The sequence below is a fragment of the Pseudomonas sp. RtIB026 genome (assembly GCF_016861355.2).
In the GTDB taxonomy this organism is placed as follows: Bacteria; Pseudomonadota; Gammaproteobacteria; order Pseudomonadales; family Pseudomonadaceae; genus Aquipseudomonas; species Aquipseudomonas peradeniyensis.
In genome coordinates this window covers 805,088-825,821 of sequence record NZ_AP023348.2, presented here as the reverse complement: position 1 = coordinate 825,821, position 20,734 = coordinate 805,088, and the positions used below count along the sequence as shown (strand labels likewise).

The 20,734-nt window shown below is 62.7% G+C and carries 23 protein-coding genes and 2 pseudogenes; 16 read left to right on the top strand and 9 right to left on the bottom strand.

Translation table 11 applies throughout. The features are described from left to right. Positions 1–98: 98 nt before the first annotated feature. The 3 genes from rnk to cyaY form a co-directional block, all read right to left on the bottom strand. On the bottom strand, positions 99–509 hold the full coding sequence (gene rnk, locus PRtIB026_RS03775) for a nucleoside diphosphate kinase regulator (RefSeq protein ID WP_050703273.1): 411 nt from the start codon (positions 507–509) through the stop codon (positions 99–101). A 156-nt stretch (positions 510–665) separates the two neighbouring features. Then, the gene (locus PRtIB026_RS03770) at positions 666–884 is read right to left on the bottom strand and encodes a DUF1289 domain-containing protein (protein ID WP_203648977.1); all 219 of its coding nucleotides are present in this window, start codon (positions 882–884) and stop codon (positions 666–668) included. 1 nt (position 885) lies between these two features. After that, complete coding sequence (cyaY, locus tag PRtIB026_RS03765) at positions 886–1,218, bottom strand: iron donor protein CyaY (protein WP_028688616.1); 333 nt, start codon at positions 1,216–1,218, stop codon at positions 886–888. 207 nt (positions 1,219–1,425) lie between these two features. On the opposite strand from cyaY, the gene lptM reads away from it, so the two are divergent. Genes lptM through PRtIB026_RS03735 form a run of 6 tightly spaced genes read left to right on the top strand, consistent with a single transcriptional unit; the run spans position 1,426 to position 6,039 of the window. Next, entirely contained in the window at positions 1,426–1,632 is a 207-nt protein-coding gene (gene lptM / locus PRtIB026_RS03760) for an LPS translocon maturation chaperone LptM (RefSeq protein ID WP_203648979.1), read from the top strand. A gap of 9 nt (positions 1,633–1,641) precedes the next feature. Continuing rightward, positions 1,642–2,889 carry a diaminopimelate decarboxylase gene (gene lysA / locus PRtIB026_RS03755; protein WP_203648981.1) on the top strand — a complete coding sequence of 416 codons (1,248 nt, stop codon included), beginning with the start codon at positions 1,642–1,644 and terminating at the stop codon, positions 2,887–2,889. Between the two features lie 4 nt (positions 2,890–2,893). After that, positions 2,894–3,724, top strand: a complete 831-nt coding sequence (gene dapF, locus PRtIB026_RS03750) for a diaminopimelate epimerase (RefSeq protein WP_110734086.1) — start codon at positions 2,894–2,896, stop codon at positions 3,722–3,724. Positions 3,725–3,737: 13 nt separating this feature from the next. Further along, positions 3,738–4,448, top strand: a complete 711-nt coding sequence (locus PRtIB026_RS03745; RefSeq protein ID WP_203648983.1) for a DUF484 family protein — start codon at positions 3,738–3,740, stop codon at positions 4,446–4,448. After that, positions 4,448–5,347 carry a tyrosine recombinase XerC gene (gene xerC / locus PRtIB026_RS03740; protein WP_203648985.1) on the top strand — a complete coding sequence of 300 codons (900 nt, stop codon included), beginning with the start codon at positions 4,448–4,450 and terminating at the stop codon, positions 5,345–5,347. Before PRtIB026_RS03745 ends, xerC begins: the two co-directional genes overlap by 1 nt. Further along, a complete protein-coding gene (locus tag PRtIB026_RS03735; protein ID WP_203648987.1) occupies positions 5,344–6,039 on the top strand; it encodes an HAD family hydrolase in 696 nt (231 codons plus the stop codon). Before xerC ends, PRtIB026_RS03735 begins: the two co-directional genes overlap by 4 nt. A gap of 186 nt (positions 6,040–6,225) precedes the next feature. Here the strand turns inward: PRtIB026_RS03735 and sutA are convergent, their stop codons facing one another. The 3 genes from sutA to glnK form a co-directional block, all read right to left on the bottom strand. Then, entirely contained in the window at positions 6,226–6,552 is a 327-nt protein-coding gene (sutA, locus tag PRtIB026_RS03730) for a transcriptional regulator SutA (protein ID WP_203648989.1), read from the bottom strand. Between the two features lie 431 nt (positions 6,553–6,983). Then, positions 6,984–8,318, bottom strand: a complete 1,335-nt coding sequence (locus tag PRtIB026_RS03725; RefSeq protein ID WP_028688622.1) for an ammonium transporter — start codon at positions 8,316–8,318, stop codon at positions 6,984–6,986. A gap of 47 nt (positions 8,319–8,365) precedes the next feature. Beyond that, a complete protein-coding gene (gene glnK / locus PRtIB026_RS03720) occupies positions 8,366–8,704 on the bottom strand; it encodes a P-II family nitrogen regulator (RefSeq protein WP_002555808.1) in 339 nt (112 codons plus the stop codon). 405 nt (positions 8,705–9,109) lie between these two features. On the opposite strand from glnK, the gene PRtIB026_RS03715 reads away from it, so the two are divergent. From PRtIB026_RS03715 to PRtIB026_RS03685, 7 genes and pseudogenes are all read left to right on the top strand, one after another. Beyond that, complete coding sequence (locus tag PRtIB026_RS03715) at positions 9,110–9,373, top strand: accessory factor UbiK family protein (RefSeq protein ID WP_203648991.1); 264 nt, start codon at positions 9,110–9,112, stop codon at positions 9,371–9,373. A gap of 3 nt (positions 9,374–9,376) precedes the next feature. Beyond that, entirely contained in the window at positions 9,377–9,730 is a 354-nt protein-coding gene (locus PRtIB026_RS03710; protein WP_203648993.1) for a gamma-glutamylcyclotransferase family protein, read from the top strand. Positions 9,731–9,771: 41 nt separating this feature from the next. Beyond that, entirely contained in the window at positions 9,772–10,200 is a 429-nt protein-coding gene (locus PRtIB026_RS03705) for a TOBE domain-containing protein (protein WP_203648995.1), read from the top strand. 920 nt (positions 10,201–11,120) lie between these two features. Next, a complete protein-coding gene (mgtA, locus tag PRtIB026_RS03700; RefSeq protein WP_203648997.1) occupies positions 11,121–13,832 on the top strand; it encodes a magnesium-translocating P-type ATPase in 2,712 nt (903 codons plus the stop codon). Positions 13,833–13,842: 10 nt separating this feature from the next. Further along, positions 13,843–14,277, top strand: coding sequence for a DUF2493 domain-containing protein (locus PRtIB026_RS03695; RefSeq protein WP_203648999.1), 435 nt, complete (start codon positions 13,843–13,845; stop codon positions 14,275–14,277). Between the two features lie 50 nt (positions 14,278–14,327). Further along, positions 14,328–15,179, top strand: a pseudogene (locus PRtIB026_RS03690) (YifB family Mg chelatase-like AAA ATPase); the annotation flags it as partial. 170 nt (positions 15,180–15,349) lie between these two features. Then, positions 15,350–15,634: a hypothetical protein gene (locus PRtIB026_RS03685; protein WP_203649004.1), complete on the top strand. Its 285-nt coding sequence runs from the start codon at positions 15,350–15,352 to the stop codon at positions 15,632–15,634. A gap of 97 nt (positions 15,635–15,731) precedes the next feature. Here PRtIB026_RS03685 and PRtIB026_RS03680 read toward each other — a convergent pair whose 3' ends face one another. Continuing rightward, positions 15,732–16,415, bottom strand: coding sequence for a VRR-NUC domain-containing protein (locus PRtIB026_RS03680; RefSeq protein WP_203649007.1), 684 nt, complete (start codon positions 16,413–16,415; stop codon positions 15,732–15,734). Positions 16,416–16,652: 237 nt separating this feature from the next. Here PRtIB026_RS03680 and PRtIB026_RS03675 point away from each other — a divergent pair. The 3 genes and pseudogenes from PRtIB026_RS03675 to PRtIB026_RS03665 all read left to right on the top strand — a co-directional run. After that, positions 16,653–16,867 (top strand): annotated as a pseudogene (locus PRtIB026_RS03675) (transposase); the annotation flags it as partial. Between the two features lie 196 nt (positions 16,868–17,063). Next, a complete protein-coding gene (locus PRtIB026_RS03670; protein ID WP_203649010.1) occupies positions 17,064–17,465 on the top strand; it encodes a hypothetical protein in 402 nt (133 codons plus the stop codon). Continuing rightward, positions 17,462–17,743 (top strand): hypothetical protein, encoded by a 282-nt coding sequence (locus tag PRtIB026_RS03665; protein ID WP_203649012.1) that lies wholly within the window; start codon positions 17,462–17,464, stop codon positions 17,741–17,743. The genes PRtIB026_RS03670 and PRtIB026_RS03665 overlap by 4 nt, the downstream gene beginning before the upstream one ends. Positions 17,744–18,024: 281 nt before the next feature. On the opposite strand, the gene PRtIB026_RS03660 is transcribed toward PRtIB026_RS03665, so the two are convergent. Together PRtIB026_RS03660 and PRtIB026_RS03655 are read right to left on the bottom strand one after the other, a co-directional pair. Further along, positions 18,025–18,579, bottom strand: coding sequence for a hypothetical protein (locus tag PRtIB026_RS03660; RefSeq protein ID WP_203649015.1), 555 nt, complete (start codon positions 18,577–18,579; stop codon positions 18,025–18,027). Positions 18,580–19,029: 450 nt separating this feature from the next. Further along, a complete protein-coding gene (locus PRtIB026_RS03655) occupies positions 19,030–20,688 on the bottom strand; it encodes a UvrD-helicase domain-containing protein (protein WP_267813896.1) in 1,659 nt (552 codons plus the stop codon). Between the last annotated feature and the right edge of the window lie 46 nt (positions 20,689–20,734).

The following is a 20,734-nucleotide window of genomic DNA, read 5'->3' as shown; positions in this document are numbered from 1 at the left end:
GAAGCGGCCCCGGCACTATATGCCCTGGCACAGCAGGTGGGGCCGCTTCGCAGCCCTTTCGCGGCACAAGGCCGCTCCTACAGGGCATTTACGCAGCATCAGAGATCGAAATCCCCTGCCGCCTCCGGCTGGTACTCGACCGCCAGCAGCTCCAGCTTGAGGGTCTTGCCGCCCGGCGCCGGCCAGTCGATCTGGTCACCCACCGACAGGCCCAGCAAGGCACAGCCGATCGGCGCGAGGATCGAGACATTACCCTCAGGGCCGGCATCCTTCGGGTACACCAGGGTCAGGTGATAGTCCTTGCCACTGGCGATCTCGCGGCAGTGCACCCGCGAATTCATGGTCACCACGCCGGCCGGCACCTCTTCATGCCCGACCACCTGCTCGGCACGGTCCAGCTCGTCCTGCAGGGCGAGCACACCCGGGGTGCTTTCATCGAGGTCGTCGAGCAGGCGCTCGAGACGCTGCACGTCCAAGCGGGTGAGGGTGAGGGAAGGCTTGGTGCTCATGATCCAGTCAGACTCCTTTGAACAGGCAATTTTCAACAGGCAGATAAAGCAAAACCCCGCCCAAGGGCGGGGTTTGCGAAATGCTGTGGCGTCATCGACGCAGACCCTGACACTACCACAGCGGGGCAAATACTCAAGCCCACACCTTCGTTGTGCCTATGCGGATGCCCGCGATTTCAGGGCCAGCGCCTCACGACAGATCTGCCGGCGCCGCTCGTCATCGGCCGAGCGCCACTCGCGGATATGCTCGACGTGGCGGTGGCAGCCGGTGCAGACCTTGCGCTCATCCAGCCGACATATGCTGATACAAGGTGACGGAACCGCCGGGCTCACGTTGCTGTAGAGCGGCTTGGGTGGCCGGGGCAGGTCGCTCATCTCAGATCTCGTCGAAGTCCAGCTTCTCGCCGGCGCGCTCCCAGACGATGCGCTCGAGCATCTCGCCCAGCAGCTCTTCGCTCTTCTCGCAGACCCACTTGCCGCTCTCTTCGTCGTAGTCGAAGTGGAAGCCGCCGGATTTGTCCGCCAGCCACAGCTGGCGCAGCGGCTCCTGGCGGCTGAAGATCAGCTGGCTGCCGTTGTCGAACTTGACGGTGAGAACGCCGGCGGAGTTCTCCATGTCCAGGTCCATGCCGCTTTCATCGAACAGGTCTTCCAGGGCCTGTTGGGTCGCATCGACCAGGTCGTGGAAACGCGCTTCGCTCAAACTCATTGCAGGGACCTCGAAAAATGGCTGTACACACGCAAGCCGGGCACGATAAGGGCGAACGCCTCAAGCTACAAGCTAATCGCTGTAAGAAAAAGCCGCATGTCCTTCGGTCGCCCACGCCCGCCGAGCGGGGGCGACCCTCGCATAGGCAATCAGGTGGGCGCTCGGTATACTCGGCCGCAATACTGCATATTTCCAAGGATTTCACCCATGAAACGCCTGATTTCCTCCATCGCGGCGCTGGTCGCGGTTGCCTGCCTCGTTTCGGCCTGCGGTCAGAAAGGCCCCCTGTACCTGCCTGAAGACGGCAAGGACGGCAAAGGCCCGCGCAAATCGCACCAGCATGCCAAGCCTGTCCAGCCGCAACCGGTGCTGGTGCAGCCGCAAGAGCAGCCAGAAGAGTCGCCCGCGCAGTAAGGAAATCCCATGGACGCATTCAACTACCGCGGCGGCGAGCTGTTCGCGGAAGGGGTGGCCCTGACGGCGATCGCCGAACGCTTCGGCACGCCCACCTATGTGTACTCGCGCGCCCATATCGAGGCCCAGTACCGCAGCTACACCGACGCCCTGCAAGGGGTCGAGCACCTGGTCTGCTTCGCGGTCAAGGCCAACTCCAACCTGGGCGTGCTGAACCTGCTGGCGCGCCTCGGCGCGGGCTTCGACATCGTTTCCGGCGGTGAGCTGGAGCGCGTCCTGGCTGCCGGCGGGCGCGCCGATCGCGTGGTGTTCTCCGGGGTCGGCAAGACCCGTGAAGACATGCGCCGCGCCCTGGAAGTGGGCGTGCACTGCTTCAACGTCGAGTCCACCGACGAGCTCGAGCGCCTCCAGGTCGTTGCCGCCGAAATGGGCAAGACGGCCCCGGTTTCGCTACGTGTGAATCCGGACGTCGACGCCGGCACCCATCCGTACATTTCCACCGGCCTCAAAGAGAACAAGTTCGGCATCGCCATCGCCGACGCCGAGGCGATCTACGTGCGCGCCGCGCAGCTGCCCAACCTGGATGTGGTCGGCGTCGACTGCCACATCGGCTCGCAGCTGACCACCGTCGAGCCCTTCCTCGACGCCCTCGACCGCCTGTTGGTGCTGGTCGATCGCCTGGCCGAGTGCGGCATCCACTTGCGCCACCTGGACCTCGGTGGGGGTGTCGGCGTGCGCTATCGCGACGAACAGCCACCGCTGCTGGCCGACTACATCGCTGCCATTCGCGAGCGCGTCGGCGAACGTGACCTGGCCCTGGTGTTCGAGCCGGGCCGTTACATCGTCGCCAACGGCGGCGTGCTGCTGACCCGCGTGGAATACCTCAAGCACACCGAGCACAAGGACTTCGCCATCATTGACGCGGCCATGAACGACCTGATCCGTCCTGCCCTGTACCAGGCCTGGATGGACGTCAGCGCGGTCAAGCCCCGTGACGGCGAAGGCCGCGCCTACGACCTGGTCGGCCCGATCTGCGAGACCGGCGACTTCCTGGGCAAGGACCGCGTAATGGACCTGGCCGAGGGCGACCTCCTGGCCGTCCGCTCCGCAGGCGCCTATGGTTTCGTCATGAGCTCCAACTACAACACCCGTGGCCGTTGCGCCGAAGTGCTGGTCGATGGTGACCAGGCCTTCGAAGTGCGCCGCCGTGAAACCATTGCCGAACTGTTCGCCGGCGAAAGCCTGCTGCCGGAGTGAACCCATGTTGCTGCGTTTTACCAAGATGCACGGGCTGGGCAACGACTTCATGGTCCTCGACCTGGTCAGCCAGCACGCACACATCCAACCCAAGCACGCCAAGCAATGGGGCGATCGCAATACCGGTATCGGCTTCGACCAGCTACTGATCGTCGAGGCGCCGAACAATCCGGAAGTGGACTTCCGCTACCGGATCTTCAATGCCGACGGCTCCGAAGTCGAGCAGTGCGGCAACGGCGCGCGCTGCTTCGCCCGCTTCGTGCTGGACAAGCGCCTGACCGCCAAGAAGCGCATTCGCGTCGAGACCAAGGGCGGCATCATCGAGCTCGATGTGCGCAACGACGGCCAGATCTGCGTCGACATGGGCCCGCCGCGCTTCGTGCCGGCCGATATCCCGTTCATTGCCGACGAGCAGGCCAGCAGCTACGCGCTGGAAGTCGATGGCCAGGTGCACCAGATAGCCGCCGTGTCCATGGGCAACCCGCATTCGGTACTGCGCGTCGACGACGTGCGCAGTGCGCCGGTTCATGAGCTGGGGCCGAAGATCGAGCATCACCCGCGCTTCCCGCAGCGGGTCAATGCCGGCTTCATCCAGGTGGTCGACCGCCACCGCGCCAACCTGCGGGTATGGGAGCGTGGCGCCGGCGAGACCCAGGCCTGCGGTACCGGCGCCTGCGCTGCGGCCGTGGCGGCGATCAGCCAGGGCTGGATGGACTCGCCGGTGACCATCGACCTGCCGGGTGGCCGTCTGAGCATCGAGTGGGCCGGCCCCGGCAAGCCGGTGCTGATGACCGGCCCCGCCGTCCGCGTGTTCGAAGGACAAGTTCGTCTCTAAGCGAGTATCCGCCATGACCGATCAGCCTAACGTTGCATCCCCGCAGGCCCATGAGCTCGATGCCGAAGCGGTGGTCGCCTACCTGCGCGCCCACCCGACCTTCTTCGCCGAGCACGACGAACTGCTGCTCGAACAGCGCATCCCCCACCAGCGCGGCGATAGCGTGTCGCTGGTGGAGCGCCAGCTCAAGCTGCTGCGCGACCGCAACATCGAGATGCGCCATCGCCTGTCGCAGCTGATGGACGTGGCCCGCGACAACGACCGGCTGTTCGACAAGACCCGCCGGCTGATCCTCGACCTGCTCGACGCAGGCACCCTCGAAGAGGTGGTGATGGCGGTCGAGGACAGCCTGCGCCAGGAATTCCAGGTGCCCTTCGTCAGCCTGATCCTGTTCGGCGAAAACGCCGCGCCCGTGGGCCGCTGGGTCTCCGGTGCCGAGGCGCAACAGGCCATCGGTGGCCTGATCGGCGGCGGCAAGACCATCAGCGGCAGCCTGCGCGAGCATGAGCTGGCCTTCCTGTTCGGTGATGCCCAGCACAAGGAAGTCGGTTCCAGCGCCGTGGCCACCCTCGAGTACCAGGGCCTGCACGGCGTGCTGGCGATCGGCAGCCGCGACCCGCAGCACTACAAGAGCAGCGTCGGCACCCTGTTCCTCAGCTACATCGCCGAGGTGCTTGGCCGCGTGGTGCCGCGCTTCACCCAGACGCTGCGCTCGGTGCGCTGATGGAACGCCAGCTGGAGGCTTATTGCGCTCACCTGCGCAACGAGCGCCAGGTGTCCGAGCACACCCTGCTGGCCTACCGTCGCGACCTCGAGAAAGTCATCGAATTCTGCAACACCCAGGGCATCGCCGGCTGGGGCGCCCTGCAGGTCCAGCAGCTACGCCAGCTGGTCGCCCGCCAGCACCACCATGGCCAGTCCTCGCGCAGCCTGGCGCGCCTGCTTTCGGCGGTGCGCGGCCTGTACCGCTTCCTCAACCGCGAAGGCGATTGCCAGCACGACCCGGCCAACGGCCTGACGCCGCCCAAGGGTGAGCGGCGCCTGCCCAAGGTGCTGGACACCGACCGCGCCCTGCAGCTGCTCGATGGCGGCGTCGACGACGAATTCATCGCCCGCCGCGACCAGGCGATCCTCGAACTGTTCTATTCGTCCGGCCTGCGCCTGTCGGAGCTGACCGGGCTCGACCTCGAACACCTGGACCTGGCCGCCGGGCTGGTGCAGGTGCACGGCAAGGGCGGCAAGAGCCGCGTGCTGCCGGTCGGCCGCAAGGCCCGCGAGGCGATGCAGGCGTGGCTCAAGCTGCGCGGCATCGCCGGCCCACGGGACGGCGCGGTGTTCCTCAGCCGCCAGGGCAAGCGCCTCGGCCCCCGCGCCATCCAGCTGCGGGTCAAGGCCGCCGGCGAGCGCGAGCTCGGCCAGCACCTGCACCCGCACATGCTTCGCCATTCCTTCGCCAGCCACCTGCTGGAATCGTCCCAGGACCTGCGCGCGGTGCAGGAGATGCTCGGTCATGCCGACATCAGCACCACGCAGATCTATACCCACCTGGACTTCCAGCACCTGGCCGCGGTGTACGACAGCGCCCACCCTCGGGCCAAACGCAGCAAGGACACGGACTCATGAGCATCAAGCTGATCACCTTCGACCTGGACGACACCCTCTGGGACACCGCGCCGGTCATCGCCAGCGCCGAAGTCGTCCTGCGCGACTGGCTCGAAGCCAACGCGCCGATCCTCGGCGGCGTGCCGGTGGAGCACCTGTTCTCCATCCGCGAGCGCCTGGTACAGGCCGAGCCGGGCCTCAAGCACCGTATCAGCGCCCTGCGCCGGCGGGTGCTGTTCCACGCCCTGGAAGAGGTCGGCTACAGCGAGAAACACGCCCAGGAGCTGGCCAACGAAGGCTTCGAGGTGTTCCTGCATGCCCGGCACCAGGTGGAGGTGTTCCCCGAGGTGCAGCCGGTGCTGGAGATCCTGCGCCACCACTACACCCTCGGCGTGGTCACCAATGGCAATGCCGACGTGCGCCGCCTGGGGCTGGCGGACTACTTCCGCTTCGCCCTGTGCGCCGAGGACCTGGGCATCGGCAAACCGGACCCGGCACCGTTCCTCGAGGCGCTGAAGCGCGGCGAGGTGGACGCCGGGGCGGCGGTGCACGTCGGCGACCACCCGGGCGACGACATCGCCGGCGCCCAGCGCGCCGGGTTGCGGGCGGTGTGGTTCAACCCGCAACACAAGCCCTGGAGCGGCGAGCAGGCGCCCGATGCCGAGATCCAGCGGCTGTCGCAGTTGCCCGATGTGCTCGCGCGCTGGCGCTGAGCAGGCTTCGCCATCCCTGTAGGAGCGGCCTTGTGTCGCGAAAGGGCTGCGATTTTAGTATCGACAACGACCCTGGGGCCGCTTTGCGACCCTTTCGCGGCACAAGGCCGCTCCTACAGAGACCGTGCCAACCTGACAGGCACAAAAAAGCCCGCAGCGACGGCGGGCTTTTTTGCGTTCAACCACTCAGATAGGGCGGCTGCCGTACTTGTTGTCCGGCTTCTTGGGCGGATCGGCGACCACGTTGGCCTCCACTTCCTGCACCTTGCCACCGCGCGACAGGAACTCTTCCATCGCCTTGGCCAGCGCATCGCGCTCTTTCTGCTTGGCTTCCATGCTCGGCATCTCGTCTACCGAGACCGCCGCCTTGGACTTGCCCTTGGCCGCCGGAGCCGGGCTGCTGTCGTCGCCGGAGTCTTCCGCGCCGTCGTCAGCCGCTGCCTCAAGGCCTTCATCAGCCTCGTCTTCGTCGCCTACCTCGAGGTCGTCATTTTCCAGATCGTCGTCGCTCATGTTCTACCTCATGACTTGCGAAAAGCAGGTTAGTTATAGACCGGTGCAGCCGTAGACCGGCAGCCACCAGTGAAAATTCAACTGGCCGTGGATTGGCCACTGCCCTGGGTGTCCACCCCCTCATGGGGGGTCCGGCACCCTGCAGGCCCTGCTCCTGGCAAGGCCTGACAAAATTTTTTGAGCCCTTGCTGGCCACAGGCTATTGGCAAGCCTAGCAAAGGGTAGCGAAGTGTGTGGACTACTCGTCCAGCTTCCTTCGGCGCGCATTCTAGCGCGCTCGCAGAAAAAGCAAAGCACCAGAAACACCCGATGGCTTGTAAGTTTTAACCCCAGGTCGCGATCAGCGCAGGGAAACCGTTTGCCCCAGGCCAAACGGTAAATTACAGGCAAAAAAATGCCCGGCGAACCGGGCAAGTTTTCCAGCATCGCGGTTACAGGTTGTAGCCGCGCTCGTTGTGTTGAGCCAGGTCGAGGCCGACCGACTCTTCTTCTTCGCTGACCCGCAGGCCCATCACCAGGTCCAGGACCTTGAGGATCACGTAGGTGACAATGGCGGTGTAGACCACGGTGAAGATCACACCCTTGGCCTGGATCCAGAACTGCGCGGCGATGTCGGTGACCGCGCCGAAACCGCCCAGGGCAGGCGCCGCGAACACACCGGTGAGCAGGGCGCCGATGATGCCGCCGATGCCGTGTACGCCGAAGGCGTCCAGGGAGTCGTCATAGCCCAGCTTGCGCTTGAGGCTGGTGGCGCAGAAGTAGCAGACCACGCCGGACACCAGGCCGATCACCAGCGCGCCCATCGGGCCGACGGTGCCGGCGGCCGGGGTGATGGCGACCAGGCCGGCGACCACGCCCGAGGCGATGCCCAGGGCGCTTGGCTTGCCGTGGAAGATCCACTCGGCGAACATCCAGCCCAGGGCGGCGGCGGCGGTGGCGATCTGGGTCACCAGCATGGCCATGCCGGCGGTGCCGTTGGCGGCAGCGGCGGAACCTGCGTTGAAGCCGAACCAGCCGATCCACAGCATGGCCGCGCCCATCAGGGTGTAGCCCAGGTTGTGCGGGGCCATCGGCGTGGTCGGGTAACCCTTGCGCTTGCCCAGCACCAGGCAGCAGACCAGGCCGGCGATACCGGCGTTGATGTGCACCACGGTGCCGCCGGCGAAGTCCAGCACGCCCCAGTCCCACATCAGCGCGCCGTCACCGCTCCAGACCATGTGCGCGATCGGCGCATAGACCAGGGTGAACCACACGCCCATGAAGATCAGCATCGCCGAGAACTTCATGCGTTCGGCGAAGGCGCCGACGATCAGCGCCGGGGTGATGATGGCGAAGGTCATCTGGAAGGTGATGAACACCGCCTCGGGGAACAGCGCGGTGGCCGAGGTCAGGCCCGACGGCGTGACGCCGTTGAGGAAGGCCTTGGAGAAGCCACCGATGAAGGAATTGAAGTTGAGCACGCCCTTTTCCATACCCGCGGTATCGAAAGCCAGGCTGTAGCCGTAGATGACCCAGAGGATGCTGATCAGCCCGGTGATGGCGAAACACTGCATCATCACCGACAGCACGTTCTTCGAGCGCACCATGCCGCCGTAGAACAGGGCCAGGCCCGGGATGGTCATGAACAGGACCAGTGCCGTCGAGGTGAGCATCCAGGCGGTGTCGCCGGAGTTCAGCACGGGGGCGGCAGTTTCCTCGGCCAGGGCCAGCCCTGGCATTACGAGGGACAATAGGGCTCCTAGCCCTGCGATCTTGCGCAGAGTCATGTTGTTTTCTCCTGGGGCGTTGGGTTTGGTGAGGCTTTGCTTGGCGCTTAGATCGCGTCGGTATCGGTTTCGCCGGTACGGATGCGGATCGCCTGCTCCAGATTGACCACGAAGATCTTGCCGTCGCCGATCTTGCCGGTGTTGGCCGCCTTGGTGATGGCTTCGATCACCCGATCGAGGTCCTTGTCGTCGATGGCGACATCGATCTTCACCTTGGGCAGAAAATCGACCACATATTCAGCGCCGCGATACAGCTCGGTGTGACCCTTCTGCCGGCCGAAGCCTTTGACTTCGGTCACGGTGATGCCCTGAACGCCGATTTCCGACAGCGACTCGCGCACGTCGTCCAGCTTGAACGGCTTGATGATGGCAGTGACTAGCTTCATGAAACTCTCTCCCGATTTGGTGGACTTGCCCCAGGAAAACAAACCCGTCTCAAGTCTAAGCGCAGCGCCTGGCTTTGTAACGCGTCGTCGGCTCCATCCCCCCGCCGACGCACGATCCGGCTGTGACGAAGAACCTTCCGGCTCCGCCTGCGCACTGCCTGGTCACAAGGGACTGCATCAGTGCATGGCTCGCTCAGGTCTTTGCAGAAACCTTGCCAGTTGGCACAAGTCACGGGAAAACAGGTAGTTGCGTAAACCAGCAGGGATTGGCCAATCGCCAGCAGGGAAAAAGCGCACAAAATCGGTGCGCGACCTTTGCCCGCCCTGCGCGAAAAGCGTGCAGCGCAAGTGGCCTGGGGGCCCGTGCTACACTGCTGCCCTTTCAGTGATCAGCGGATACCAGACATGCTCGCGCCCAAAGCCTTCCTCGATGCCCTGAGCGACCAGGCATCGCGCCTGTTCAGCGGTGACACCGCCGCGCCCCGCGCCGAACTGGAAAGCCAGTTCAAGGTGCTGATGCAGGGCGCCTTCAGCAAGCTCGACCTGGTCAGCCGCGAGGAGTTCGACAGCCAGATGGTAGTGCTGGCCCGCACCCGCGCCCGCCTCGAAGCCCTCGAGCAGCAATTCGCCGAGCTGGAAGCACGGATCGCCCCGCCTACTCAGGAATAAGTCATGCAACCGTCCAGCGTTTACCCGGTGCTGCTGTTCTCCTACGGCACCTTGCAGGACAAGGCCGTGCAACTGGCCAACTTCGGCCGTGAACTGACCGGCCAGGCCGACCGCATGCCGGGCTATCGCCAGGACTGGGTGCAGATCACCGACCCGCAAGTGCTGGCCACCAGTGGCAAGAGCCACCACCCCATCGTCTCCCCCAGCGAGCGGGCCGAAGACAGCGTCGCCGGCATGGTCTTCCAGATCAGCGAACAAGAGCTGGCCGCCGCCGACCGCTACGAAGTATCGGACTACAAGCGTATCGCCGTCGGCCTCGCCTCGGGGCTGACCGCCTGGGTTTACGTACGCGCCTGAATCCTTTGGGCGTGGTGATTGATCACACGGAGTGCTTCCCCATGAAAGTCAGTGCACGCAATGTCTTCGAAGGTACTGTCAGCGCCGTCCAGCCTGGCGCGGTGAATGCCGAGGTCGAGCTGACCCTGGGCGGCGGCGAGAAGCTGGTGGCGGTGGTCACCATGGCCAGCCTGCACAACCTCAACATCAACGTCGGCAAGCAGGCCGTGGCGCTGGTCAAGGCGCCTTGGGTAGTGCTGATGACCGATGCCGCCGGCTACAGGCTGTCTGCGCGCAACAGCCTGGAAGGCGAAGTGCTGCGGGTCGGTGACGGCGCGGTGAATGCCGAGGTGGTGCTGAAGCTCTCGGGCGGTACCAAGGTGTATGCCATCGTCACCCGCGAAGCGGTGCAGGAGCTCGGCCTGAAGCCGGGTGTTAAGGCCACTGCGCTGATCAAGGCCTCGCACATCATCCTGGGCGCCAAGCCTTGATCGAATGCCTGCTTCTGCCTTGACCAGGCAGAAGCGCGCGCACCCTGTGGGAGCGGCTTCAGCCGCGAAGCAAGCGACGCGGTGGATGGCACCGGCTTCGCCGGTGTTCGCGGCTAAAGCCGCTCCCACAGGTACTACGCCAACCTGTAGGAGCGGGCTTGCCCCGCGATAGCACTTGCGCAGTGCATTGCATTAATTTCCCTCCCATCAGATGAAACATATTTAAGTTACGCCTTCACGGTTGACTTCCCCGCTATGCTTTGCATAAAGTTCACCCGCCCCGAAAAGCGGGCCTTTATTTCAACTCACGAAGAATTCAATGGACACAGTATCTAGTCGCTGTCTGGCAGCCTTTGGCCGCCAGGCACTTGAACCGGAACTCCGGGCCCGCCCCTAGGTCGGGCAAGCCGCGCCAGAGCCTGCTGCTCCGCCGTCGCTTGTCGCCCCGGGTGCCCGCCCGGTCGGAGGCAAGCTCATGAACCTCGATATCGCCATCCCTCGCCTGCGCACCTGTGCGCACAAGGCCCCGCACCGTCCTGTCCTCGGCTGGGGTCTGACCTTGTCCCTGGAACCGCCCAGTCGATAGCGCGCCCGTTGCTGCCTGCAGTGACGCGCGCCGTGCTGTCCGTTCGCTGAACTGACGCCATATAAATCGTCAGAAACTTCCGAACTTTAAGTAATTAAAGTTCGTTGAAGTTCTATTGCCCGCCATTTAACAAAGGGATTAACCGACCATGGAATCAGCCAGTAGAAAGTTCGCTGCCGATCTTATTTCCGGCATTCGCCAGCGAACACGTAAACGTCGGAAAAACCACGTTTTTCATTGTTTGAATCATTGCGACACGGGACACGTTCACTCACCTTCGCAACCGTGAGTCGACTGTGTGTCGTGCCGCCTCCTGCGGCAGGAGCACAGCCAAATGACCGTAAAAGACCGCAACACCCACAGCAAAGCCGGCGATGATGCCCGTCTGTCCATGCGTGCCGCCCGCGAGGCACGCAACGGCTTGGCCGTGACCCTGGCCAACCTCGACGCCAGCGAGCTGGGCCTGACCGAACACGAGGCCGCCAAGCGCCTGCAGCGCGACGGCGCCAACCAGGTCGCCCACGACAAACCGCAACCGGCCCTGGTGCAATTGCTCAAGGCCCTGCACAACCCCTTCATCTACGTGCTGCTCACCCTCGCCGGCATCAGCTTCGTCACCGACTACTGGCTGCCGGTACGCGCAGGCGACATGGAAGAAGCCGACCTGACCAAGGTCATCATCATCATGACCATGGTCAGCCTCAGCAGCCTGCTGCGCTTCTGGCAGGAATACCGCTCAGCCAAGGCCGCCGATGCGCTCAAGGCCATGGTCCGTACCACCGCCACCGTGCTGCGCCGCGAGCGCCACGACCAGCCAGCGCGCCTGCGCGAAGTGCCGATGAACGAACTGGTGGCCGGCGACATCGTGCAACTGGCCGCTGGCGACATGATCCCCGCCGATATCCGCCTGATCGAGTCCCGCGACCTGTTCATCAGCCAGGCCGTACTGACCGGCGAAGCGCTGCCGGTGGAGAAATACGACACCCTCGGCCACGTCGCGCAGAAATCCGCCGGAGGCAGCGCCAACGATGAAAGCGGCCTGCTGGACCTGCCCAACATCGGCTTCATGGGCACCAACGTGGTCAGCGGCCGCGCCCGCGCCGTGGTGGTGGCCACCGGCAAGCGCACCTACTTCGGTTCGCTGGCCAAGGCCATCGTCGGCTCGCGCAGCCAGACCGCCTTCGACCGCGGGGTGAACAGCGTCAGCCGTCTGCTGATCCGCTTCATGCTGGTGATGGTGCCGGTGGTGTTCATGCTCAACGGCGTGGTCAAGGGCGACTGGAGCGACGCCTTCCTGTTCGCCCTGGCCGTGGCCGTGGGCCTGACCCCGGAAATGCTGCCGATGATCGTCAGCGCCAACCTGGCCAAGGGCGCCGTGGCCATGGCCCGGCGCAAGGTGGTGGTCAAGCGCCTGAACGCCATCCAGAACTTCGGCTCGATGGACGTGCTGTGCACCGACAAGACCGGCACCCTGACCCAGGACCGCATCATCCTCGAGCACCACGTCGACGCCAGCGGCCACCAGGACCCGCGCCTGCTGGAACTGGCCTGGCTCAACAGCCACCACCAGAGCGGCGTGAAGAACCTGATGGACCAGGCCGTGCTGCGTTTTGCCGGCGAAGACCAGGGCTTCCAGCCACCCTATGCCTACGCCAAGGTCGACGAGCTGCCCTTCGACTTCATCCGCCGGCGCCTGTCGGTGATCGTCAAGGATGCCCTGGGCGACCACCTGCTGGTGAGCAAGGGCGCCGTCGAGGAAATGCTGGCCATCGCCACCCATGTCGAAGAAGGCGGCCAGCGGGTCGTCCTGGATGCCGGACGACGCCAGCAACTGCTGGATACCGCCAGCGCCTACAACCAGGAGGGCTTCCGCGTGCTGCTGGTTGGCACCCGCGACATTCCGGCCGCCGCCGGCAAGCCCCAGTACCACACCGATGACGAGCGCGAGCTGGTGATCCGGGGCTTCCTGACCTTCCTCGACCCGCCCAAGGAAACCGCCGGCCCGGCCATCGCCGCCCTGCGCGAGATGGGCGTGAAGGTGAAGGTGCTGACCGGCGACAACCCGGTGGTCACCTGCAAGGTCTGCCGCGAAGTGGGCCTTGCGCCCGGCCAGCCGCTGCTCGGCCAGGACATCGAGCGCCTGGACGACACCCAGCTCAAGGCGCTGGTCGAGGAACGCACGGTGTTCGCCAAGCTCACCCCGCTGCAGAAGTCGCGGGTGCTCAAGGCGCTGCAGGCCAACGGCCACACCGTGGGCTTCCTTGGCGACGGCATCAACGACGCCCCGGCGCTGCGCGATGCCGACGTGGGCATCTCGGTGGACAGCGGTACCGACATCGCCAAGGAATCGGCCGACATCATCCTCCTGGAAAAGAGCCTGATGGTGCTGGAAGAAGGCGTGCTCAAGGGCCGCGAAACCTTCGGCAACATCATGAAGTACCTGTGCATGACCGCCAGCTCCAACTTCGGCAACGTGTTCTCGGTGCTGGTGGCCAGCGCGTTCATCCCGTTCATGCCGATGCTGGCGATCCACCTGCTGCTGCAGAACCTGATGTACGACTTCTCCCAGCTGTCGCTGCCGTGGGATCGCATGGACAAGGAATTCCTGCGCGAACCACGCAAATGGGATGCCCGCAACATCGGCCGTTTCATGCTGTGGATCGGCCCCACTTCGTCGATTTTCGACATCACCACCTTCGCCCTGATGTGGTACGTGTTCGCCGCCAACAGCGTGGAAATGCAGGCGCTGTTCCAGTCCGGCTGGTTCATCGAGGGGTTGCTGTCGCAAACGCTGGTGGTGCACATGCTGCGCACCCGCAAGGTGCCGTTCTTCCAGAGCACCGCGGCGCTGCCGGTGATCCTGGCCACCGGCCTGGTGATGTGCCTTGGCATCTACATCCCGTTCTCGCCGCTGGGGGCCATGGTCGGGCTGGTGCCGCTGCCCTGGGAATACTTCCCGTGGCTGGCCGCCACCCTGCTGGGCTACTGCCTGGTGGCCCAGGGCATTAAGACCCTGTACATCCGCCGCTTCGGCCAGTGGTTCTGAGGGGGTGGCCATGCGCGTACTGATCTGCGCGGGGCGCAACTACGCCGACAGCCAACGCTGCCGCCAGGCGCTGGACGCCCTCCAGCGCCAGCAACCGATCCGGGTGCTGATCCACGGCGGCAGCCAGCACCTGGGCGGCGAGATCGAAGGCTGGGCCCGCGAGCAGGGCGCCGACATCGTGCGCTACCCGCCCAACTGGCAGCTACACGGCAAGCTGGCCGAGCGCCTGCGCAACGTCTTCATGCTGCGCGACAGCCGGCCCGACCTGGTGCTGGCGCTGCCGGGCGGCGACGACACCGAGGAGCTGCTGGCGCGGGCGCGGGGTTCGGGGATTCCGGTGCTCTGTGGCAGACAGCCTCGGGCGGCAGGCGCCAACGGTATTGAGTGCCAGGCCGGACAAAACTCGACGCACTCTTCTCGTCCACCTGCCCAGGAGCACCACTAAGCTTTGCCAGGCCGCAGGACGCGGCCATCACCTGCAAACACGGAGTGCCCATGTCCCTCGCCCTCGTCCACAGCCGCGCCCAGGTGGGCGTGCAGGCCCCCGCCGTCAGCGTCGAAACCCACCTGGCCAACGGCCTGCCCACGCTTACCCTGGTCGGCCTGCCGGAAACCACGGTCAAGGAGAGCAAGGACCGGGTACGCAGCGCCATCGTCAACTCCGGCCTGGACTACCCGGCCCGGCGCATCACCCAGAGCCTCGCCCCCGCCGACCTGCCCAAGGACGGTGGCCGCTACGACCTGGCCATCGCCCTGGGCATCCTCGCCGCCAATGGCCAGGTGCCGGTAGCCACCCTCGACGATATCGAATGCCTGGGCGAACTGGCCCTGTCGGGTGCATTGCGCCCGGTACAGGGCGTGCTGCCCGCGGCATTGGCGGCCCGGGATGCGGGCCGGGCGTTGGTGGTGCCTCGGGAGAATGCCGAGGAGGCCAGCCTGGCCAGCGGCCTGGTGGTGTATGCAATGGGGCACCTGCGCGAGCTGGTGGCCCACCTGAACGGCCAGCCCGCGCTGTCTCCCTACGCAGCCAATGGCTTGCTGCTGGAACAACGCCCCTATCCGGACCTCAGCGAAGTCCAGGGCCAGATCGCCGCCAAGCGCGCCCTGCTGGTCGCCGCGGCCGGGGCGCACAACCTACTGTTCACAGGTCCCCCGGGCACCGGCAAGACCCTGCTCGCCAGCCGCCTGCCCGGGCTGCTGCCGCCGCTGGACGAGCGTGAAGCGCTGGAGGTGGCGGCGATCCGCTCGGTCAGTGGCCATGCACCGCTCGACAGCTGGCCGCAGAGACCCTTTCGTCACCCCCATCATTCCGCATCCGGCCCGGCATTGGTGGGCGGTGGCTGTCGGATTTCGAAATAAATGCGATTTTTTCGAAATTAATGCGACTGGATGGACCATCCCGGTACCCCGGCTGACCAGAAACCGGCTGCTGGATCCAATTGAAAATACTCACCCTGCCCTGCATATATTCAGGCTAGGTCTCAATCCCGAGTCCTAATCACCGAAAGGGTTGTACCATGAAAAGTCCGATTCAAACGCAGCAAACCCGCGCGAGAAAAGAGTTCAAAGCTCTTGGACGCGCAGAAAAAAATGGCGTGACCGACGCTGAAATTGTCCTAGAAATGGTCAAGGACATGGCAAACCCAGGCTCTGCTCAATCCGTAATGCAGGCCGCTGCTGCGGTTATGTACATGAGCGCAGTGAAAAAGGGCGATACGCCTATTACGGAGGCGGTTAATCGCTGCCTGGAGAGGCAGCGCAAGGAAAAGGCGAGCACTCGCGCAGTTCCTAGCCCAGCCTAACCGATCGCTGCACCTGCAATCCCTCACTTCTGCTTCCTAGCTGAAGTAAGGGGTTGCACCTCCCGACAGTCATAGCTGACCGGTAGCAGTCTCAGCGCTAGGCGCCCTTGATCGCAGTAAGGCGCACAACTCCACAGTCAAAGCCCATCGGATTCCCGATCCCAGTTGCGAACCGTACCTGCGTATCGAGCAGCCGGTCATTGGTCTTCACCTCGACAAACTTGATCGCATCATCGCCGAGCACGATCAAATCAGGCCAACCTGCCCGGTAGTCGTAAGGTGCGGCCGAGAAGGCCTCCAGGATCTTGGCGAGCATCTCGTTACCCATCTGCTGGTACAGGTCCAGCATGAAGTCGGCACGTACACGCGGGAAGAAAGTCCTGAGCCTGGCGTTGGTGGCCAGCTCGCGCACATTGCGCGCCACTCCATCTGGTGTGATTGACCGAACTGTGTCGACAATCTCGTCCGTATGCCCGGCCAAGATGGTCATCTGAGCCTCCAGGAACCGGACGATAGCGTCGTCTCGGTCATTGAAGGTGTTGAGCCTAGCCAGGGTTTCCAGAGCTGCGGCCTTCAGCAGGAGCAAGACAGAGCCGCCCTCACAGTAGCTCACTCGCGCGCCGCCGGTGGCGTATGTCTGGCCAACAACCTCTTCTGGCAGTCCAGCTGGCCCACCATTGATCGACCAACTGCGCTTGTCGTGCTTGTGTGCTACTAGGTCAGTGATCGACCAGCCGATCCCTTCACACTGTTGAGCCAGAGTTGCCTTGGGTGCCTTCATGACAGGTCGCGCTTCCATCTGAGTAATTAAGGTACCGGCTCGCCCCAGGCTGGATAGACTGATCAGGGACGGTGGTGTGGCGGCCTTGACCAGCCCCTAGGCCGTAGTTGGCGACCGTTCAGGTCGACGGCCTGGGTTTGGATCATATGGAGAACAGGCTTTCTAATCCACGCTGCCGATAATATCGGCGCGGCACACTTTCCCCCCGACCACCAACGTAGCGTCTGCTGCGGACGGTATTGTCAGGACAGCCAGCAGAAATGTCATCAGCAATGGCGCTGGTGGCTAATCAATTACGAGAGAGATACCCGAAGATCGCGACGCTCATGGACGGCTGCTAGGACGAAGTACTGGCACACATGGCGTTTTCCAAAGTGCCGCGACAGCAGTTGCACAGCACCAATCCGCTGGAGCATTTGAACGCCGAGATCAAGCGTCGCACCGAGGTCGTGGAGAGGCGCCCAGCCCGATGATGCGCTGGATTTCCACAATCACCTTTCCGCCAATACTGGGAAGACCCCGGTTCCGCTCAGCTTTGGGAGACTTATTGGAAAGGAAATCATAAATGACCTGGGATAGCGAACGGGAGCTTTGTTTCTCGTAGATTTGCGAGCATGCTGTGAGCGAAACGTGGCAGGAGGAATAGCCATGAACCAGGGAGCATTCCAGCCAGCGCCACTGTTGGCTGCCGAACTGATTGACTGCCTGTGTCCCACGACCGGGGCACCCTACTCGGTTGAGCGCTATATTGAGATCTTTAGACTTAGCCCAGCCGTGTTTGCCGACCATGTCGCAGCCTATCGTCGCAGCAAACAAGGAGCGGCCAGCGAATCCGATACCGAAGCGACGCAACGCTATATCGCGGATGTCCTGCGTGTGATCTTAGCCGTAGACGAGAGCGGCGTTACCATCGAGCGGGCGATCACGTGGTTTCGCCTCGAGCCGTTACCGACCTTCAAACAGCAGACCGCAGAGCAACTGGTCAGTCAGGGCCAGGTTGAGCGAGTGCTGCAGTTTCTGGCCTCCTGGCAGGCGGGAAGCCAGGGATGAGTCGTGATAGCCAACGGCATGTCGATCATCAATCGACCTACCACTCCTGCTATCGCACGGTCCTAGACACAGTGGATGCGCGTTACGACGTTCGCGGTTCTCTGCTGGCAGACATGGTGAAAGCCTGTCTGGCGCACCGCGCCATACTGCCCGCAGCGCAACGGGCGTATTTCACGCAGCACGCGCCAGAGGAAGCGGTGGCCTATTTGGAAAAGTTCACTGCCACGCTGTTGTTTGGTCCCCAGGGACGCCTCTCGCCGCAAGAGTACCGCTACTGATGAGCATCCTATTCCGGCTCGATTGCCTGCGATGTAATCTCGTGACGAGAACATGACTATGGTTGAACCCAATACTTGGCGAGCGACCTGCCCAAGACTCCGGTGACGTCTGTCGGCCCCCGAAACAAATTTGAATCATTCGAAACTAGTGTGACTAAGCCCGACCTGCAGGAGCCGGCCAAGCTCGGATACGTAAGGCCTCCTCGGACCTGACTACACTCCAGAAAGGAGCTACTTCCAGTGCTCCAGTGGCTCTACAGCAGGGGCAAGAGCGGTGACACTTAGTCCAGCTTTCTTTGCATCAGGTGGCTGACTTGCTCTGGAGTCATGGGCCTCATTTCATATGCCCAGGCCGGAGTGCCGGGATAACCGTTGTCGTTCAGCAAAATCTCAATCTCGAACGCGAACGTATCGTTGCTCCATGGGTGAATCGCTGGCGATGCCTCAACTCCCTCTGGATACATGAAAGCCAGAAGCGGCCGCTCGCCCAGCTTAGTCACCTCCAAGCGATATCCCTTGTCGTATTCCACTGGATAGTGACCTCTGGTGTAAGCATCGATCTTCGCCTGTAGTGCAGAGCGCTCTTGATGAGCCGAGAACTCTTTCGTCACAGTCAGTCCTGCGAAAATCAAGAACGAGACGATAGTGCAGCCGATGGCCAGCGCTCCGATCCCAATCGCAACCTTCTTCCATTTTTCCAAGGTAATTTTGGCAGCGAGCATGACCAGAACGGCCGCGACAATCGAAGCAACTACGCTCAACCAGAAGTCAGACAACGACATAATTTCTCCATAAAAATCAGCGGATTGGCCTCTGAGAATATCGAGCCGCGACATCAATGCGCCACCTTTTTATTGAGATCTCGCTGCCCTCAAGGCAAGTGAGTTAATCACTCGAGTATGCGAGCGTCCGCCGGAAATGAGCGATGTCCTGGCCGATGTGAGCCAACGACTCAAGTAGGTGTAGAAGCCTTCGGTTCAGTCCCTTTACCCTACAAGTCGCGGGCTGTTAGACGACACAGCATCCGGGATCAGCTGGATGCTTTGAGTCTGGGGTTTATAGAGCGGTTACCTTCTTTTGCCAATGGTAGCCATTCATGAACGTTCGCTTTCGGTCGAAAGCACTTGCTGGAAAGTGTCCATACGCTCATAGCCGCGTAAATGGCATTAGCAGCCCTTTGTACATGGCGCTACCTACCCAAAGTGGCCTCCAGCGATAGGCAGCAACGAGACAAATCTTCCGCAAGCACTGGGTCAACGATCGCCAATTGGCATGCCTTCAAACGCTCAAAGCAGCGGGCAGCGAAATCGCCCATTCGGGGTCAGTATTGTCGCCTTTTTCATTGCACGAGTGACCGCGACACGCATGGCTAAACGGGCCTGACGCACGCGATCGGGGGTTGCCCCTGCCTGTAAAAATCGCCCCCTCATCAGCCCCTCGTACAATATGACCTCTGTGAACTCTTTCCCTTTCGACTTGTGCATGGTCATCAGATGGAGGCCCTTCCAGTCCTTGGTCACCGCTTGGAAGTGATCCTGAACAAGGGCATCCCGGACCAGCCCCTCTGCTCCTGGGTAACCTCCAGCTGAGCGCCATAGTTCGCTCAACCGGCTTCGAAGGAGGGATCCCTTCCCAAGCAAGCGGACATACCGAGCATCGATACCGATCTGATTGAGAACCTGCTCAGTGCTTGAGTCCAGCAGCTGTCGCATGGCGATCCAATCGACCTGAGGGTCGCCAGTCAGTTGCAGATAAAGGCGCTGGACCGCGATAGTCTGTACGGCAGCGAGAATCCGCTTGTGCGGTAGCCTGCGAAGCGTCTGACCTCCGAACAATTGCTCAAAAGCGAGCACCAATTCCAGATGTGGCTTACTGGGGGCCTTCTCGCCTTTCCTGCCACGCAGGTGAGCACATAAATTTCTTAGGAGCCTTTCAGTAATGATCTCTGCAGTCGCGCCACCTTCGAGAAGCGCAGCGATCGCCGTAGCAGAGAGCGCAGCAGCTTCTTGGTCAAACGCCACTTCATGGGAAAGTCTAGGCAAACTATCTGAGTCACTCGACAAGTACGCGGAAACCTCAGCCATGAAACTCTTGCTGGGCACCAAAATAGCAAGCGACCAATCACGTCCATCTCTATTCAACCGTCCTATAGCGGTCAGAACCGCAAATTTGAAAGCCCGATGAAGCATCCCTTTACGCGGGACGTAGGGCGTCACCGCCACATCAGTGTAGGCTCGATGCTTGTTGGCACCTGTCAGCAGGTCGTTGCCGAACTGAACGATGTCGGTCCCCGTGCTCCGGTGATTTTCCATTCCAAAAGAAAAGGAGGCGGGACGGTAAGCTTCTTCAAACTCTTGAATCCTGTTAGCACTGGCACCGCGAAATTCGTAGATCCGTTGTTCCGGGTCAGCCAAAGCCAGCACCTGGCTATGTCGAGTCAGCGCGCGGATGAAACGCCACTCGTCCTCGTTCGTGTCCTGGAACTCGTCGAGTATGACAAGTGGATAGCTGTTGCCGTAGATGCGCTGCAGCGACTGGCTTCTCTCCAGCAACATGGCAGCATTGCTGGCGAACAGGTCGAAGTGCAACAGTCCCTCCTCCTCGAGCAGCCTGATTTTCTCCAAGGCTATCTGTTCTGCACTCAATGTGGACAATCGCGCTGCAGCCTCTGGCGGAGGAAGCAGTGATAAGGGCCGCCCGTTGCGGAGTAAGTAGCCATGGCTGCGCAGTAAATTCCACGTGAAGCCATGGTAGGTGTTGACCTCGAGCCGAGCCTGCTCGAGTTTCGGCAGCATCTTTCCGGCCTGTTCCGCAACCCTTGCGACCGTTGCTCTGGCGAAGCTCAGGAATAGCACCTGCTGGTACTCTGTGAGGTCTAGTCGGCCTAGAAATGCTTCAGCTTTAAGCAATGCGACTGTGGTTTTCCCTGAGCCAGGGCCCCCCATCACGACCAGATGGCTGGGAGAGTCGATAACATCCCGTCGAGACTGA

Bases quoted from the DNA above. Each gene is read 5' to 3' on its own strand.
- rnk (WP_050703273.1), bottom strand. From the start codon at position 509: ATGAGCACCAAGCCTTCCCTCACCCTCACCCGCTTGGACGTGCAGCGT.
- PRtIB026_RS03770 (WP_203648977.1), bottom strand. From the start codon at position 884: ATGAGCGACCTGCCCCGGCCACCCAAGCCGCTCTACAGCAACGTGAGC.
- cyaY (WP_028688616.1), bottom strand. From the start codon at position 1,218: ATGAGTTTGAGCGAAGCGCGTTTCCACGACCTGGTCGATGCGACCCAA.
- lptM (WP_203648979.1), top strand. From the start codon at position 1,426: ATGAAACGCCTGATTTCCTCCATCGCGGCGCTGGTCGCGGTTGCCTGC.
- lysA (WP_203648981.1), top strand. From the start codon at position 1,642: ATGGACGCATTCAACTACCGCGGCGGCGAGCTGTTCGCGGAAGGGGTG.
- dapF (WP_110734086.1), top strand. From the start codon at position 2,894: ATGTTGCTGCGTTTTACCAAGATGCACGGGCTGGGCAACGACTTCATG.
- PRtIB026_RS03745 (WP_203648983.1), top strand. From the start codon at position 3,738: ATGACCGATCAGCCTAACGTTGCATCCCCGCAGGCCCATGAGCTCGAT.
- xerC (WP_203648985.1), top strand. From the start codon at position 4,448: ATGGAACGCCAGCTGGAGGCTTATTGCGCTCACCTGCGCAACGAGCGC.
- PRtIB026_RS03735 (WP_203648987.1), top strand. From the start codon at position 5,344: ATGAGCATCAAGCTGATCACCTTCGACCTGGACGACACCCTCTGGGAC.
- sutA (WP_203648989.1), bottom strand. From the start codon at position 6,552: ATGAGCGACGACGATCTGGAAAATGACGACCTCGAGGTAGGCGACGAA.
- PRtIB026_RS03725 (WP_028688622.1), bottom strand. From the start codon at position 8,318: ATGACTCTGCGCAAGATCGCAGGGCTAGGAGCCCTATTGTCCCTCGTA.
- glnK (WP_002555808.1), bottom strand. From the start codon at position 8,704: ATGAAGCTAGTCACTGCCATCATCAAGCCGTTCAAGCTGGACGACGTG.
- PRtIB026_RS03715 (WP_203648991.1), top strand. From the start codon at position 9,110: ATGCTCGCGCCCAAAGCCTTCCTCGATGCCCTGAGCGACCAGGCATCG.
- PRtIB026_RS03710 (WP_203648993.1), top strand. From the start codon at position 9,377: ATGCAACCGTCCAGCGTTTACCCGGTGCTGCTGTTCTCCTACGGCACC.
- PRtIB026_RS03705 (WP_203648995.1), top strand. From the start codon at position 9,772: ATGAAAGTCAGTGCACGCAATGTCTTCGAAGGTACTGTCAGCGCCGTC.
- mgtA (WP_203648997.1), top strand. From the start codon at position 11,121: ATGACCGTAAAAGACCGCAACACCCACAGCAAAGCCGGCGATGATGCC.
- PRtIB026_RS03695 (WP_203648999.1), top strand. From the start codon at position 13,843: ATGCGCGTACTGATCTGCGCGGGGCGCAACTACGCCGACAGCCAACGC.
- PRtIB026_RS03685 (WP_203649004.1), top strand. From the start codon at position 15,350: ATGAAAAGTCCGATTCAAACGCAGCAAACCCGCGCGAGAAAAGAGTTC.
- PRtIB026_RS03680 (WP_203649007.1), bottom strand. From the start codon at position 16,415: ATGAAGGCACCCAAGGCAACTCTGGCTCAACAGTGTGAAGGGATCGGC.
- PRtIB026_RS03670 (WP_203649010.1), top strand. From the start codon at position 17,064: ATGAACCAGGGAGCATTCCAGCCAGCGCCACTGTTGGCTGCCGAACTG.
- PRtIB026_RS03665 (WP_203649012.1), top strand. From the start codon at position 17,462: ATGAGTCGTGATAGCCAACGGCATGTCGATCATCAATCGACCTACCAC.
- PRtIB026_RS03660 (WP_203649015.1), bottom strand. From the start codon at position 18,579: ATGTCGCGGCTCGATATTCTCAGAGGCCAATCCGCTGATTTTTATGGA.
- PRtIB026_RS03655 (WP_267813896.1), bottom strand. From the start codon at position 20,688: ATGGGGGGCCCTGGCTCAGGGAAAACCACAGTCGCATTGCTTAAAGCT.